Here is a 14,633-nt window from a genome sequence, read left to right on the forward strand (position 1 = left end):
GGGCGGGGCGGGCCGCCGGGGGCGGATGAGGTGCTGGACGGCCGCCGTGCGAACGGCCGACGGCGGACCGGGCGGCCCGTGCCGGGGGCCTGTGCCACCGCCCGGCACGCCCCTACGATGTGAGCGCCGTCGGGCCTGACCCCCGACCCCGTCACTGCCGGCCGACGCCGGACCGCACCGGTCCTCCCTGAGGGACCGTCGCCCCGTCGGCCGCCGCGCGCCGGCCCCACCGAGGGGCCAGGGCGGAGCAGCAGTGCGGGCAGCACCGCGCAGGCCACCCGTGATTCCTCACCGTCCAAGGGGTATGCCCATGCACGCCGGTACCTTCGCACCACCGGTCAGACCCGTCGGCGCCGCCCGCGCCGTCCGCGCCCTGCTCCTTGTCCTCGCCGTCCTGGCGGCCCTGGTGGGCGTCAGCCTCCCGGCAGCCGGCCCGGCCCGTGCCGCGGTGCCCGACCGCTGGGGCTTCGCCTACCTCGACAACCCGGCCCCGCCCCTGGGGTACGTCCCCGACCCCAGCCGCCAGTGGGGCAGTTGGCCCACTCCGGCCACCAACCCGGTCAAGGTGGACCAGGTCGGCACCGGGTCCTACGTGGTGCACTTCCCGCTGATCGCCGGGCCCGGCGGCATCGCGCACGTGACGGCCGTCGGCCGCACCGGCAGCTGGTGCCAGGTCCGGGGCTGGGGCACGGTCGGCACCGGCCAGGACGTCGCGGTGGGCTGCTACCGCCCGGGCGGCGCGCCCGAGGACACCCGGTTCACCGTCCTCTACACCACCAGCAGCGGCGTGCCGTCCCCGCCCGCCGGCAGCTACGGCTACGTGTTCGCCAACCCCACCGGGTCGGTGGTCACCCAGTACAACTCGGCCGGCGGCACCAACACGGTGGGCCCCGGCGGCACCGGCATCTGGAAGGTCTGGCTGCCCGGCCTGGGCCAGGCCACCCCGGTCGGCAACCTCGAGGTCACCGCCGTGGACGCGACGGCCGGCGCCCGCTGCAAGGTCGCCGACTGGTCGCCCTCGGCCACCGGCCAGACCGTCGTGGTCGCCTGCTTCAACGCGGCCAACGCGCCGTACAACACCCGCTGGACGCTGAGCTACGCGGAGAAGCGGGCCGTGCACGGCCCGGCGTTCCCGCCCAACTCCTTCGGCTACCTCTGGTTCAACGGCGGTCTCCCTCCGGGCGCCAACTACAACTCCTCCGGGGCCACCAACACCCTCACCGGTTCGGTGCCCTACACCGTCAACCTGCCGAACGTCGCGGTGCCCTCGGACACCGCCCAGGTCACGGCCTTCGGCCCCGGCCCGGACTACTGCGGGCTGGCCACTCCCTGGAACCGCAGCGCGGGCACGGTGAACCTGTTCCCGCTGTGCTTCAACGGCTCGGGCTCACCGATCGCGTCCCGCTTCTTCACCGCCTACACCTCGGCCTTCTAGCGGCGCCGACGGCCGGGCGCGCGAGGAACACCGCGCGCCGCGAGGAACCTCGCGTGCCCGGCCGGGTGCCGATCGGAAGGCCGGTCAGAAGAGCCGGTGCCCCTTCACCCAGACCGTCCCCCGGCCGTCCGGCCGGATGTAGCGGAGCTTCTTGACACCCTCGTACTTGTGGCCGAGCGCGGCGAAGGTGAAGCCGAGGACGAAGCCCAGGAAACTCAGCAGGAAGAGCAGGCCGACCACGGCCGCCCCGCTGTCGTCGTTCTCGTCGGACGTCTGGCCGCCCAGGTGGACCAGCATCGGGACCGTCACCAGCAGGGACAGCAGGAGCAGCCAGCCGACCGCGAGGTAGACGCGCTTCTTCAGCCGGGCCTTGGCCAGGCTCTCCACCGTGACGCTCATGGTGCGCCGGCAGCGGTGGCAGGTGAAGGGCATCACCTCGTCGCCTTCCTTCGGCCGCGACGGCCCGCCGGGCGCCCCGGAGCCGAGGCTCCACCGGACCGTGGTCGAGGCGAGATCGGTCTGGACGCTCACCCGGCACCCGATGGTCGCCACGTACCGCTCCTGCAAGGACAACTGCCCCACCCGCCACCCTGTTACCGCCCCGCGCCTGCCGCGGGGGCGGCCAGGGTACCGCGCCCGGCGCCGGCCCGGAACCGGTTCACGAGTCCCGATTCCCTTGGTGTGTCGGCGAGTTGGGCGCCTCCCTCGGGTGGCGGCGTGATGCGGCCTCAGCTCCGGGTGAAGGTGCCGAGGCCGTCGTGGTCGAACTGCTCGACGACCACGGTGGCGGCCTTCCCGTCCGCCCCCACGGCGAAGGTCACCCCGGACAGGCCGGCGGCGTTCTCGCCCCGGGTCCGGAAGCTGAACACGTCGCCGTCGTAGTGCTGGAGCGGGAAGCGCAGGTTGTCCGGCCCCAGGCTCATCACCAGCCCGCCGCCGTCCCCGGAGCTCACCGTCATCGGACCGAAGTAGTCGTTGCCGTACGTGCCGAGGTAGGCGCTGTCCGGCTTCGCCGGGGCCGCTCCGGCCGGTGGGGAGGCGTAGTCGGTCGGCGAGGCCTGGCTCTGGGCGGCGGCGGGCACCACCTTGCCCATGAAGCCCAGCCAGTCGACCGTCTCGTGGCCGTTCTGGGCGAGGTCGAAGAACTCCTCGGCCACCGCCTCGGGGACGCCGGTGGGCTGGCCGTTGGTCAGGACCACGATTCCCAGCTGCTCGGACGGCAGCAGGGTCACCACCGTCGCCGCGCCCAGCGAGAAGGCGCCGGAGTGGTTCAGCCGCAGCCGGCCCTCGGCGTCGTAGCTGACGTTCCAGCCCAGGCCGTAGAAGCCGGTCCGGCCGGCGGGCTCGGTGGTCGGGCTGGAGACGGTCTGCGGCAGCCGGGTCTCGTTCAGTCCCGCCGGGTCGACGATCTGCTTGCCCTCGAAGGTGCCGTCGGCGAGCTGCAGCCGCATCCACCGGCCGAGGTCCCGCACACTGGAGCTCACCCCGCCGGCCGGGGCCTGCGGGTCGGGGTTCTCGGTGGTGCTGACCTGCCAGCCGGCGGCGTCGCGCACGTGCGGGGTCGCCTTGTTCGCCGCGCTGTCGTAGGCGGAGCGCAGGGAGCTGGTGGAGTTCATCCCCAGCGGCTTGTAGAGCACGTCCGCCGCGAGGTCCTCCCAGGCCGCGCCCTTGGCCTTGGCGACGGCCACGGCGGCCTCGGTCAGGCCGTAGTTGGTGTAGGCGTAGCTCGCGCGGAACGGCGCCAGCTGGTGTTCCCGGAGGTGCTGCAGGATGTAGTCGCGCTGGTAGCCGAGGTCCTCCAGCAGGTCGCCGGCGTGGTCCGGCAGACCGCTGCGGTGGGCGAACAGGTCGGCGATCGTCACATGGCTGCTCACCCAGGGGTCGGCCAGGGCGAAGCCGGGATCGTGGGCGGTGACCGGGTCGTCCCACTTGACCGCCTTCTGGCCGACCACCCCGGCGACCACGGTCGAGGAGATCGGCTTGGACAACGAGGCGAGCTGGAACACCGTGTCCTGGTCCACCGTCTCCGGCTTGCCGAGCTGGCGGACGCCCAGGCCCTTGGCGTGGATCACCTTGTCCTTGTACACGACGGCGAGGGCCAGCCCCGGTACCCCGGTCTTCGCCAGGGCGTTCTGCGCGTAGCCGTCGATCCGGGCCACGGCGGCGTTCACCTGGTCCTCGGTCAGCTCGGCCGGGGGCTGCCGCGGCGGCGCGGTGGCCGGGGCGGACGCCGCGGTGGTCGAAGCGCCGCCGGAGGACGGGGAGGCGGGGCTCGTGGAGGCGGGGCTCGTGGGGGCGGGTTCGGGATCGCCGCCGGAGGCCGAGGTGCAGCCGCCGAGCAGCGGGCCGCCCAGCAGCAGACCGGCCGCCAGCAGGGGCCCGGTGCCGCGCGGCAGCGGGCGGGGCGTGGTCCGGCCGGGCCCGGCGGCGGTCCGCCGGGGTGCGCCGTGACGATGCATCGGGATCCTCCCTCGTCCGGGCGGCGCGGCCCGCATCCGGCGGCGCCGCCGTCCGCCTCACGGCGCGAGTATTCGACGCCCCGTCCGGCGCCCGCTCCCGCCGCGCGCCCGGGCGTCCGCAATCCACCCGTCCGGCGGCGCGGGCCGACGGGGGCGGAAGTGGGCGCCGACGGGGGGCGCGCCCCGGCCCCGGTCAGGTGCCGGACAGCAGCTCGCGGATCAGGCGGACCAGGGCCGGGACCGCCGGGTGCGGCGGGGTGTCGGCGCGCCGGGCGAGGAACAGCGGCACCGGCGGGGCGTCGGTGAGCGGCCGGTAGGCGATCATCGGGTGGCTGTGCAGCCGGGGGGTCGCCGCGGTCGAGACGCCGACGGCGCGGCCCCCGGCGATGACGGTGAGCCACTCGTCGGTGTTGTCGACCTCGATCGTCGCCGGGGGCCTGGCCCCGGCCGGCCAGAGGTCGAGGGTGGTGGTGCCGGCGACCGTGTTCAGCGCGACCGGCCGGGCGGCGAGGTCCGCGAGGGTGAGGGTGGCCCGCCCGGCGAGCTCGCTGTCCGCGGGGACGGCCGCCACCCGCTCCTCCTCCAGCAGCAGTTCGGTGACCAGCCCGGGTTCGGTGACCTCGCCCCGCAGCAGGGCGACATCGGACCGGCCCCGGGCGAGGCCGGCGGTGCGGTCGTCGATCCGGCGCAGTTCGAGCGGCTGGCCCGGGTGTTCCCGGTCCCAGCGGCGCAGCAGGGGCACGGTGTACTCGCCGAGGGCCGGCCAGGGGTGGCCGAGGCGCAGCGGGAGGACGGTCAGCGCGCGGGGGTCGAGGGCGACGTCGACGGCGGCGAGGGCGGCGGCGGCCCGGTCGCGGAAGGCCCGGCCGGCGGCGGTCAGTTCCAGGTGGTGGGTGGAGCGGTCGACCAGGCGGGTGCCCAGGTGGTTCTCCAACTGGCGCAGGGTGCGGGACAGGGCGGGCTGGCCGATGTGCAGGCGGAGCGCGGCACGGGTGATCGTCCCTTCCTCGGCGATGGCGAGGAAGGCGCGCAGGTGGCGCAGCTCGATGGTCATGCCTGGGGAGCATAACCGCCGTCGGATCGGCATTTCACGCACCGGGGGCGAATTCCTAGCGTGGAGGGCATGACGAGCACGACGAACACGACTTCAGGGATCACGGCGGTGGGAGCACCGCCGAAATTCGCGGCGGGCCTCCGGCAGACCGGCAGGCCCTTCCGGACGGTGGCCGCGCCCGCCCGGGCGGGCAGTGCCGCCGGTGTCGGCATGGTGCTGGCGAGCACCCTCTCGGTGCAGTTCGGCTCCGCCGTCGCCGCCCTGCTGTTCCCCCGGGCCGGCGCCCTGGGCACGGTCGCGCTGCGGGTGACGATCACGGCCGTCCTGCTGCTCGCCGTCTGCCGGCCCCGGCTGCGCGGGTACGGCCGGAGGGACTGGGCCGTCGCGGGCGCCTACGGAGTCGCGCTCGGCGGGATGAACATCCTCTTCTACCAGGCGATCGACCGGATCCCGCTCGGCCCGGCGGTGGCCCTGGAAGTGATCGGGCCGCTGCTGATGTCGGTCGTCGCCGCCCGGCGGGCGGCCGGCCTGCTGTGGGCGGGGCTGGCGTTCGCGGGCGTGCTGCTGCTCGGGCGGGACGGCTTCGACCGGCTCGACCCGGCCGGTGCGGGGTTCGCGCTCGGCGCGGGCGCGATGTGCGCCGCCTACATCCTGCTCGGCGCCCGGGCGGGGCGGCGCTTCCCCCGGTTGGACGGGCTCGCGGTGGCGATGACGGTGGCCGCGCTGATGAGCCTGCCGCTGGGGATCGGCTCGGCCGGCGCCACCCTGCTGGAACCCGGGGTGCTGGGGCTCGGGCTGGCGGTGGCGCTGCTGTCCTCGGGGCTGCCGTACTCGCTGGAGCTGCTGGCACTGCGCCGCCTGTCCGCACCGGCCTTCGCCGTCCTGACCGGGCTGGCCCCGGCGGTCGGGGCGCTGGCCGGATTCCTGGTACTGGGGCAGGAACTGTCGGCGGCCCAGTGCCTGGCGGTGGTCCTGGTGGTGGCGGCCGGCGCGGGCGCGGTCCGGGCGGGCGCCCCCGGACGAGCAGGTCCTCGGGCTCGCGCCAGCCGTTGTCCGGGCCGTCCTGGCCGATCTGGGGATACGACGAGGACGACCTGACCGCCGATCTGACCGCCGACCTGACCGCCGGGCTCTGCACCGACGCCGCGGCAGCGGCCCGCCGCTGCGGCGACCGCTCGGCCGGGCGGTCGGCCAGCGGTCGGCGAGCGGTCAGCAGGCGGTCAGCGAGTAGGCCGGCAGCGGCGTGTTGCCGTGCTGCTTCGCCAGGGACCGGAGCACGTCGCCCTGGCTCAGCACCAGCTCCCTCACGGTCCGCGGAAGCCGGGTCATCCGCTGCGCGTCGTCGAGCAGTGCCGTGCAGGCGTCCACCTCCCAGTCGCCGTCCTGGAGGTCGGTCGTGTCGACGGCTCGCGCCGGGGCGGGGTTCCAGCCTGTCGCCGCGAGGGTCCGCAGCAGGCTCTCGCGCGAGAACGGCGTGCGCACGTTGCCCTCGCCCCGCGAGCCGCCCGCCTCGATCTGGCCTTGGACCAGGACGGCGAGCAGGTGGGGAAGTTGTTCGGCAGAGCGGGGTTCGAGGTCCCACTCGGCGAAGCACAGGTTCCGCGCCCAGCGGCGGACCCGGGCCAGGGTGGCCGCGAGCTGGTCCAGGGAGCCGAAGTACCAGGAGCAGTGCGCCAGCACCACGTGGTCGAACCCGCCGTCGGGAAAGGCGACCGCCTCGTCGAGGACGTCCAGGCCGAAGCGGAAATCGATGCGGGCGCCCAGCGGCGTCGCCTTGAGGTGTTCCGCCGACTGCCCCAGGGTGACCGGGGCACCGTACGAGGGATCGGCGATGTCGACGGCGACCACCCGGCCCCGCGGTCCGACGGCCTCGGCGAGGACGGCCGTGGTGTCGCCCTGTCCGCAGCCGACCTCCAGGACCGACGCTCCGGCCGGGATGTCCCAGCCGGAGACGAGTGAGGCCCGGTAGCGGGTCTGGGCCGGCTGGATTCCGGGGGACGCGTCGGCGGTGGCCATGGCGGCCGCGATCGAGGCTGCCTTCGCTGTCAGTTCGGTCGCGTTCACGGGATCCTTCCGGTACCGCCGGGCCGTCCGTGGAACGGCGCCGGACGAGCAGGTCCGAAGTCTTCGGGCGCATGGAGCGAGGGCCCTCGTGGGTTCGTTCGTGACGACAACTGCCAAGTCCCTCGCGACCGCACTCTACGTGGAGATCGATGACTCTCCGACGGGAATTCGGAGGTGGGGCCGGCCGCCGAGGCCGACCGACGCCGGGCGGACGGCACGCCCGCCCGCGCGGACGGGGCGCGACCCGGCCCGGCCCGGACGGGGAGCGAGCCCTTCGCCACGGGGCGTCGGTGTCCCCCACCGGCCGTGAGACGGTGTCGCGGCCGGACCGGCTCTGGCAGGATCGGCCGGGTGGAGAACGGCGAGGGGACGGGGCCCCGGTTGGTCGTCGGGGCGGGGTACGCGCTGTACCGGGGACCGCTCGCGGACAGTCACGCCCACCGGCATGCGGCCTTCCAGGTCGCCTTCGCGCCCGGCACGGCCGACCCCGTGCCCACGGTGACGGCCACCGACGGGGACGGGGTGCGGCACCGCGGTGCCGCGCTGGTGGTGGCACCGATGGTGCGCCACCGGATGGCGCCGGTCCGGGAGCTGGTGACCTACTTCATCGACCCGCACTGCGCGTTCGCCGACCGGCTGCGGACCCCCGGCGGCCGGGGCATCACGGTGGCGCCGCAGTGGCGCGGCCTGCGGGAGGAACAGGTCCGCCCCGCCGGGGCGCTGCCCTCGGCCCGGGTCGACCCCCGGCTGCGCGCGGCGATGGAGGCCGCCGGCGACGACGACACCCTCCCGCTGGCCGGTCTGGCCGCACAGGTCGGGCTCTCCCCGCAGCGCCTGCGGGCGCTGGCGCAGGAGCAGTTGGGCCTGCCGCTGGCACGGTGGCGGATCTGGCGGCGGCTGGCCCGCGCGGCCGACGCGCTGCGCGCGGGCAGCACCCCGGCCGAGGCCGCCCTCCTCGGCGGCTTCGCGGACCAGGCGCACTTCGGCCGCCGGATGCGGGAGATGACGGGGCTGACGCCCGCCGCGGTGCTCCCGGCCCTGCGTACGGCCCCGCGCCCGGCCCCGCACCCGGCCCCGCGCCCCGTTGGCGGTCAGGGCCGACTGGCCACGTAGAGCGACAGGGAGCCGGTCAGCGTCGCGACGGTCTCGCTCTCCCGCACATTCTCGAAGCCCGCCTCCGCGATCAGCCGGGGCAGGACGCCGTCGGCATTGGGCTGGGTGTCCGCCCTGCCGTCGGCCAGTTGCACGAACCGGAACGCCAGCCGCATCGCGGCCGTGCGCTGCTTGCCGTAGTCGGCGATCACCAACTTGCCGCCGGGGCGCAGCGTCTCGTGCATCGCGGCCAGTACGGCGCGCTTCATCGGCATGGGGCACTGGTGCAGGACGAGGCTGGACACGACGGTGTCGGCCGTCCCCGCGCCCACGATCGCGGCCACGTCGTCGCCCATGCTGAGCCGCCATTCCGGGGCGCCGCCCGGGACGGCACCCGCGGCGGCGGCCTTGCGCCGGGCCACGGCCAGCGCCTCCGGGTCGGGGTCGACGCCGATGACGGTGGCGCGCGGTTCGACCCGGCTCAGCAGCACCGCCAGCGAGCCGGTGCCGCAGCCGACGTCGACGACCACGTCCTCCGGCTGGGGCGCGACGTGCATGGCGACCAGGCTGCGCCACAGCCGCTCCCGGGTGAGGGCGACCACCGGGTCGTAGAGGCGGACCGGCGCGAAGCGTCCGGCGGCGGGAGTGAAACTGCGTTCGGTCATGGGCAGCAGTCTTGACCGGGCATCAGTGCCACGTCTTGAACGAATCGCTCGCCCGGGCGGCCGGGGCACGGCGGCCCCGGCCGCCGGGGTCAGTCCGCCGCGGCGAGCAGGCGCTGAAGCTGCGGCGTGACCAACTCCGGGCGCAGGGCAGGGGCGTGAGCGGTGTCGTCGGCGGTCAGGAACAGCACCCGGTTGTCGCCCACGGCCGCCCAGAGGTACACCCGGGTGAGTCCGCCCGGCGAGGTGACCGCCCCGGTGGGGGTCCGCACCCGGAAGCCGACGGCCGGCACGTCGAGCCCCGGCCACGGGACCGGTTCGACCGTCAGCTGCACGCCACCGTTGCCGTTGTCGAGCCGGAGGCCGGTGCAGCCGCCCCCGGTCACCGCCGCCCGCAGCGCCTCGAAACGTTCCCGGGACCGTCCGTCGGCGAGCCCGGCCACGTCGATCTGGGTCCGGTTGGCGAGCACGTTGTTCCCGGTGACGTACCAGCGGCGGACGGACTCGGCCGGTCGCTCGAACATTGCGCGGAGCACCGGCGCGCACTCGGGGTGCTGCTGGGCGGCCGCCTCGGCCTTCGGGTCCAGGGCGGTGGCCGTCGACGCGACGGCAGGGGCCTCGGCGGTGCTGCCCGGCGGCAGGTCGGCGTCGGGCAGCAGGGCGGCGGCGAGCCGTTCCCCGGACAGGGCGGCGCTCGGGCGCCAGGCCGCCCCTGGTGCCGGGGCGGCCTGGTCGTCCCCGGCCGACGTGCTCGCGGCCGGGGACGGAGCCGGGGGCGCGGGCGCGGCCGGGGGCGATGACGAGGTCGGTGACGAGGCGCAGCCCGCCGTGAGGGCGAGCAGCGCCAGGACCGCCGATGCGACCCGTGCGGTCGGTCCGGTCAAGAGGTTCCCCATTCGTCGTTCCCGGCTGGCCACCCGTCAGGAGTGGGCGCGCTCCCAGAGCTCGGTGACCTTGCCGGAGGCGTCGACGGCCACCTTGTAGTCGCCCGCCGAGCAGGGGTAGGAGCCCTTCTCGCTGTGCGGGGAGGTGAGGCACTCGTTGATGTGCTTGACGACACCGGCCAGGTCGACGTCCTTCGGGGCCGCCATCACCGAGCTGAGGTGCCCCTTGGCGGTGGGTGCGAAGGCCGCCGTCCGGTCGGCGCCGACCGGTTCGAAGGACACGTCGTTGACGCCGCAGGCGTCCTTGGTGTCCCGGTAGGTGAGGGTGGTGGTGCTGGTCCCCTTCACCGGGTAGATCCACTTCTGGCCGGCGGGCAGCGGCACGTGGGTGCAGAAGCCCTCCGGCTCGTCGGAGGCGGGCGCGGTGGACGCGGCGGACCCGGCGGGCGCGGCGGTCGGCGCGGCGCCCTTGGTCGCGGGCGCGGTCGCGGGCGCACTGGCGGGCGCGGTGGCGGCGGCGGTCGGCGCGGCGGTGCCCTTGGCGCTCTGGTCGGGCGAGTTGTCCGGACCGCAGGCGGCCAGACCGAGCGTGGCGGTCGCGACCAGAGCCGTGGCGAGCAGTCTCCTGGAAACGGGCATGACGAAGGAACCCCCGTGTAATGCATGATCAGATGAATGGTGCGGCGGACAGACTAGCGTCTTTCGCGGGCGAACCCTTCCGCCGCCGCGAACGCCGGGACGGACCCCTTCGGCGGACGGACCCGCCCGTGGCAGGATCACGCCGCACATCGTCGCCGCCACCGGCGGGAACGCCTTTCCGCCCCCGACGCCCGTTCGGGCGGACGCCGGCCTGCACCGCGTGGTGCGGGCCGGCGCCCGTCTGCCCGACGTCGCCCGACGTCGCCCGACGTCCCGAGGGTGTTACGGGCGGGTGGGCCTGCGGGCGTGGAGGAGGGCTGCGTCGAGCGGGAGGGGGGTGTGGGCGAGGAGGTCGAGGCCGGCGGCGGCGAGGAGGTCCGCGTAGTGGTCGGCGCGGCGCTCGCGGCCGCCGACGTTGCACATCATGTGGACGTCCCAGGCGGTCGCCAGGGAGGCGGATCCGTCGGCGGGCAACAGGCGTTCTACGATGAGCAGGTCCGCGTGCGCGGGCATCGCGCGCTCGCAGTGGCGCAGGATGGCGCGGCAGCGGTCGTCGTCCCAGTCGTGCAGCACCCGGGAGAGCAGGTAGACGTCGCCCCCGGCGGGGACGTCGGCGAAGTCGCCGGCCCGGTAGGTGCAGCGGTCGGCGCAGCCCGCCTCCGCCATGGTCCGGCGGGCGGCCTCGACGGCGTGCGGGCGCTCCAGGAGGACGCCGCGCAGCCCGGGGTGGGCGGTGAGGACCCGGGCGAGGAGTTCGCCGTTGCCGCCCGCGACGTCGACGACGGTGCCGCCCTCCGGCCGCGCTGCGGCGGCGGCGAGCGCCGGGTGGGCGGGGACGGGGTCGAACATCCGGGTGCTGGCGGCCATCGAGCGGTCGAACAGGTCGGCGAGTTCGGGGTCGCGGGCGAAGTGGTCGAAGTGGTTCTCGCCGTACAGGTGGTCGAAGGCGGTCTCGCCGGTGCGCACGGTGTGGTCGAGGGCGCCGAAGGAGCGGTAGAACGGCCCGCCGTACATCAGGGCGAGCGGCCGCATCGAGGCCGGGGCGTCCTCGCGGAGCAGGGCGCCGACCTCGGTGAGGCGGACGCGCTCCCCCTCCTCCGTCACCACGCCGAGCATGGCGAGGTAGCGCAGCAGGGTGGCCAGGGCGCGGGGGTGGGTGCCGGTGCGGCGGGCCAGTGCGGCCCGGTCGATCGGCTCCCCCGGCGGGACGGCGTCGGCCAGGCGCAGCCGGGCGCAGGCCGCCAGGGCCTGGGTGGCCCAGGCCCCCGTCAGCAGGCGCAGGAGCGTTTCGGCAGGCTGGTCGGCGGGCGTGCCAGCGGACGGACGGGGGGCGGGGCGCTCGGCCAGGTAGCCGGTCAGGTTACCGGCCAGGTGACCGGCCAGGACGTCGCGGTGGTCACCCGGCGCGTACAGCTCCACCCGCCGGTACCCGGCCAGGGAGGAGGCGGGCGCGGTGAAGTAGAGGACGGTGCCGTTCTCGTGCGGGTTGTAGCCGCCGCCGTCGGGGGCGGCGCCCTGGTCGGCGAGCAGGGCGCACAGTCCGCGCAGGAGCAGCGGTTCCGGGCGCAGGACCTCGAAGGCGAGGTGTGCCTCGTGCTGGTGGGCCCGCTCGTGCTCGGCGACGGGCCCCAGGTCCGAGCCCGGTGCGACGGTCAGCGCGAACACCTCGACCGCGCGGCAGGTGCCGTCCGCCGCCCGCACCTCGGGGCGCAGGATCGACACGTCCAGTCCGGCGGCGTCGCGGCGGTGGCGGGCGGCGAGCCGGTCGCGGACGACGGAACTGGGGAGCGGCGGGGTGTCGGCGGTCAGGCCGCAGGCGGCGAGGTCGGCGCGCAGGGTCGCCGGGTCGGGCGGGAACACCAGCAGGGCGGCGTGCGCGAACGACAAGTGACGGGTGAGGGAGTGGAGTTGTGTGCCGTCGAGGCCGGGGAGGAGGAGCGGCAGGAGGGTGGCGGTGTCGTGGCGGCGGACGAAGTCGGCGGCCACGCGCAGGCGGGTGCTGTCGTCGGCGCTGTCGTCGGCGCCGTCGGGCGCGACAGTGGCGGGCGCAGGAGTGGCGGTCATGGCGGGAGTGGTCATGGCAGGGATGTCCTCGGTGCGGTGCGCCGGCGGCCGGTGCTGCTCGATGGGCCGACGGGTATCGGTGAGCGGTCGGGGCTCGGAGAGCGGTCGGGAATCGGGGAGCCGTCGGGGCTCGGGGAGGTGCTGGGCCCGGGGAGGGGTGTCGCTCACAGGCCGACGTAGTTCTCGGCGAACCAGTCCTGCTGGGCGCGCGAGGTGCGCAGCGCCTCCAGCCGGGCGCGGCGGAGTCCCGCGTCGAAGCCCGACGGGACACCCTGCGGGGTGGGCGCCGCGTGCAGCAGCCGGACCATCCAGTGCGAGAACTCCATGGCGCGCCAGATGTGTTCCAGGCAGCGCCGGGAGTAGTCGGCCAGGGCGCGGCCGTCGCCGTGGGCGAGTTCGTCGACGAGGGCGGCGGCGAGCAGCTCCGCCTCCAGCACCGCGAGGTTGGCGCCCTTGGCCGCCGAGGGGGTGGGCATGCTCGCGGCGTCGCCCGCGAGCAGCAGGGCGCCGTGGCGCAGCGGTTCGACGACGTCGCTCTCCAGGTCGACGACGGTGCGCGAGACGACGCTCCCCCGGTGCAGCGAGCCGTGTTCCGCGGCGCGCATCCGCAGGTCGAGTTCGTGCCAGACGCGGTCCTCGTCCCAGTCCTCGGGCACGGTGCCGCGCTCGCACTGGAGGTAGTAGCGGGTGATGTCGGAGGTGCGGGCCATGTGCCCGGCGAAGCCGCGCTCGTGCACCGCGTAGCCGACCGCGTCCAGGCTGGGCGGTGCCGCGACCAGCAGGCCCAGCCAGGACAGGCCGTGGTCGTGGCGGTGGACGACCGTGCCGGGCGGCAGCGAGCGGCGGGCGGCGCCGTGCCGGCCGTCGCAGCCGGCGACGTACCGGGCCCGCCAGCGGAGGGGTTCCCCGTCGGGCCCGCGCGCCTCGACGGTCGGGCGGTCGCCGTCGGCGTCCAGCACCCGCAGCGCCTCGGTGCCGAACCGGATCTGCCCGCCGGCGTCCAGGAAGGCGGTGAGCAGGTCGGCGACGAGGTACTGCTGCGGGTAGACGGTGTGGCGCTCGCCGCGGCCGAGCCGGGCGTAGTCGAGGCGGAAGCTGCCGTCGTCGGTGCGGAACTCGCAGGTGGCGTGGGGCCGGCCGTGGCGGCGCAGGCCCTCGGCGAGGCCGTGCCGGTCCAGGGTCCGGACGGTGTTCTCGGCGAGGAAGCCGGCCCTGGCCCGGCTGTGTAAGCGGGCCCGGTCGGCGCGTTCCAGGACGACGCAGTCGATGCCGGCCCGGTGCAGCAGATTGGCGAGGACCAGGCCCGCCGGGCCCGCGCCGAGGACGACCACCTGGGTGGTCCCGCCGGCCGTGCCATGGCCCGCATGGTCGGTGTTCGAGAAGTTCTGACGCTCAGTCACAGAAAGTGGATCATAATCACCGTCGGATACATGAAACGACATAAATCACTCCCATGGGTGAATAGGGTGACAATGCTTCCTTTCCGGTCATGGACGTCGACCGTCCGCCCACGATCCGGTTCACCGCCTCCTCGACGACCGTGGCAGAGTGGCGCGATGAAGACCATAGGCCTGCTGGGCGGTATGAGCTGGGAATCCACCGCGACCTACTACCGCCTCCTCAACGAACTCACCCGGGACCGGCTGGGCGGCCTGCACTCCGCCAAGTGTGTGCTCTACTCGGTGGACTTCGCCGAGGTCGAGCGGCTCCAGGCCGCCGGGGAGTGGGAGGCGGCGGGCCGACTGCTCGCCGATGCCGCCCGCGCGGTCGAGGCGGCGGGCGCCGAGCTGCTGCTGATCTGCACCAACACCATGCACAAGGTCGCCGACCAGGTGGCCGACGCGGTGTCCGTCCCGCTGCTGCACCTCGCGGACGCGACGGCCGCGGCGGTCCTGGCCGCCGGGGTGACCCGGGTCGGACTGCTCGGCACCGCCTTCACCATGGAACAGGACTTCTACCGGGACCGGCTGGCCTCCCACGGTCTGGACGTCCTCGTCCCCGACCGGGCGGGCCGGGCCCTGGTGCACCGGGTGATCTACGAGGAGCTGTGCCTCGGGGTGGTCCGTGAGGACTCCCGGGCGGAGTACCGCCGGGTGATCGCCGAGCTGGTCGCGGAGGGCGCGGAGGGCGTGATCCTCGGCTGCACCGAGATCGAGCTCCTGGTGGGGCCCGGCGACAGCGCGGTCCCGGTCTTCCCCACCACCCGCATCCATGCCGAGGCCGCCGTCACCGCCGCACTGTGACGCCGGTGACTCACGTGACCCGGCGGGGAGGCCCCAC

Annotated in this window: 13 protein-coding genes and 1 pseudogene; 5 read left to right on the top strand and 9 right to left on the bottom strand. The window is 75.2% G+C overall.

Translation table 11 applies throughout. The features are described from left to right. The first annotated feature begins 310 nt into the window (after positions 1-310). Complete coding sequence (locus tag ADK60_RS03600) at positions 311-1,435, top strand: hypothetical protein (protein WP_053643182.1); 1,125 nt, start codon at positions 311-313, stop codon at positions 1,433-1,435. A gap of 84 nt (positions 1,436-1,519) precedes the next feature. On the opposite strand, the gene ADK60_RS03605 is transcribed toward ADK60_RS03600, so the two are convergent. From ADK60_RS03605 to ADK60_RS03615, 3 genes are all read right to left on the bottom strand, one after another. Next, positions 1,520-1,987, bottom strand: coding sequence for a hypothetical protein (locus ADK60_RS03605; RefSeq protein ID WP_053643183.1), 468 nt, complete (start codon positions 1,985-1,987; stop codon positions 1,520-1,522). 176 nt (positions 1,988-2,163) lie between these two features. Then, positions 2,164-3,894 (bottom strand): serine hydrolase, encoded by a 1,731-nt coding sequence (locus ADK60_RS03610; protein WP_053643186.1) that lies wholly within the window; start codon positions 3,892-3,894, stop codon positions 2,164-2,166. A gap of 193 nt (positions 3,895-4,087) precedes the next feature. Further along, positions 4,088-4,948, bottom strand: coding sequence for a LysR family transcriptional regulator (locus ADK60_RS03615; protein WP_053643189.1), 861 nt, complete (start codon positions 4,946-4,948; stop codon positions 4,088-4,090). A gap of 69 nt (positions 4,949-5,017) precedes the next feature. On the opposite strand from ADK60_RS03615, the gene ADK60_RS03620 reads away from it, so the two are divergent. Continuing rightward, the gene (locus ADK60_RS03620; protein ID WP_079008020.1) at positions 5,018-6,046 is read left to right on the top strand and encodes an EamA family transporter; all 1,029 of its coding nucleotides are present in this window, start codon (positions 5,018-5,020) and stop codon (positions 6,044-6,046) included. 111 nt (positions 6,047-6,157) lie between these two features. On the opposite strand, the gene ADK60_RS03625 is transcribed toward ADK60_RS03620, so the two are convergent. Then, positions 6,158-7,012: a class I SAM-dependent methyltransferase gene (locus tag ADK60_RS03625; protein ID WP_053643191.1), complete on the bottom strand. Its 855-nt coding sequence runs from the start codon at positions 7,010-7,012 to the stop codon at positions 6,158-6,160. Between the two features lie 100 nt (positions 7,013-7,112). Between ADK60_RS03625 and ADK60_RS48295 the strand changes: the two are divergent. Further along, positions 7,113-7,217 (top strand): annotated as a pseudogene (locus ADK60_RS48295) (IS982 family transposase); the annotation flags it as partial. A gap of 146 nt (positions 7,218-7,363) precedes the next feature. After that, positions 7,364-8,125, top strand: a complete 762-nt coding sequence (locus ADK60_RS03630; protein WP_063783032.1) for a helix-turn-helix domain-containing protein — start codon at positions 7,364-7,366, stop codon at positions 8,123-8,125. Here the strand turns inward: ADK60_RS03630 and ADK60_RS03635 are convergent. From ADK60_RS03635 to ADK60_RS03655, 5 genes are all read right to left on the bottom strand, one after another. After that, positions 8,104-8,769, bottom strand: a complete 666-nt coding sequence (locus ADK60_RS03635; RefSeq protein WP_053643193.1) for a class I SAM-dependent methyltransferase — start codon at positions 8,767-8,769, stop codon at positions 8,104-8,106. The two genes, ADK60_RS03630 and ADK60_RS03635, sit on opposite strands and share 22 nt — an antisense overlap. Before the next feature lie 89 nt (positions 8,770-8,858). Further along, positions 8,859-9,650 carry a hypothetical protein gene (locus ADK60_RS03640; RefSeq protein WP_159400289.1) on the bottom strand — a complete coding sequence of 264 codons (792 nt, stop codon included), beginning with the start codon at positions 9,648-9,650 and terminating at the stop codon, positions 8,859-8,861. A 36-nt stretch (positions 9,651-9,686) separates the two neighbouring features. Next, entirely contained in the window at positions 9,687-10,289 is a 603-nt protein-coding gene (locus ADK60_RS03645) for a hypothetical protein (RefSeq protein WP_053643196.1), read from the bottom strand. Positions 10,290-10,571: 282 nt separating this feature from the next. Beyond that, positions 10,572-12,368, bottom strand: coding sequence for a methyltransferase (locus ADK60_RS03650; RefSeq protein WP_079008022.1), 1,797 nt, complete (start codon positions 12,366-12,368; stop codon positions 10,572-10,574). Positions 12,369-12,517: 149 nt separating this feature from the next. After that, positions 12,518-13,684: a 4-hydroxybenzoate 3-monooxygenase gene (locus ADK60_RS03655; protein WP_053643219.1), complete on the bottom strand. Its 1,167-nt coding sequence runs from the start codon at positions 13,682-13,684 to the stop codon at positions 12,518-12,520. A 225-nt stretch (positions 13,685-13,909) separates the two neighbouring features. On the opposite strand from ADK60_RS03655, the gene ADK60_RS03660 reads away from it, so the two are divergent. Continuing rightward, a complete protein-coding gene (locus ADK60_RS03660; protein ID WP_053643198.1) occupies positions 13,910-14,596 on the top strand; it encodes an aspartate/glutamate racemase family protein in 687 nt (228 codons plus the stop codon). Positions 14,597-14,633: the final 37 nt, after the last annotated feature.

The organism is Streptomyces sp. XY431, assembly GCF_001279805.1.
Classification (GTDB): Bacteria; Actinomycetota; Actinomycetes; order Streptomycetales; family Streptomycetaceae; genus Kitasatospora; species Kitasatospora purpeofusca.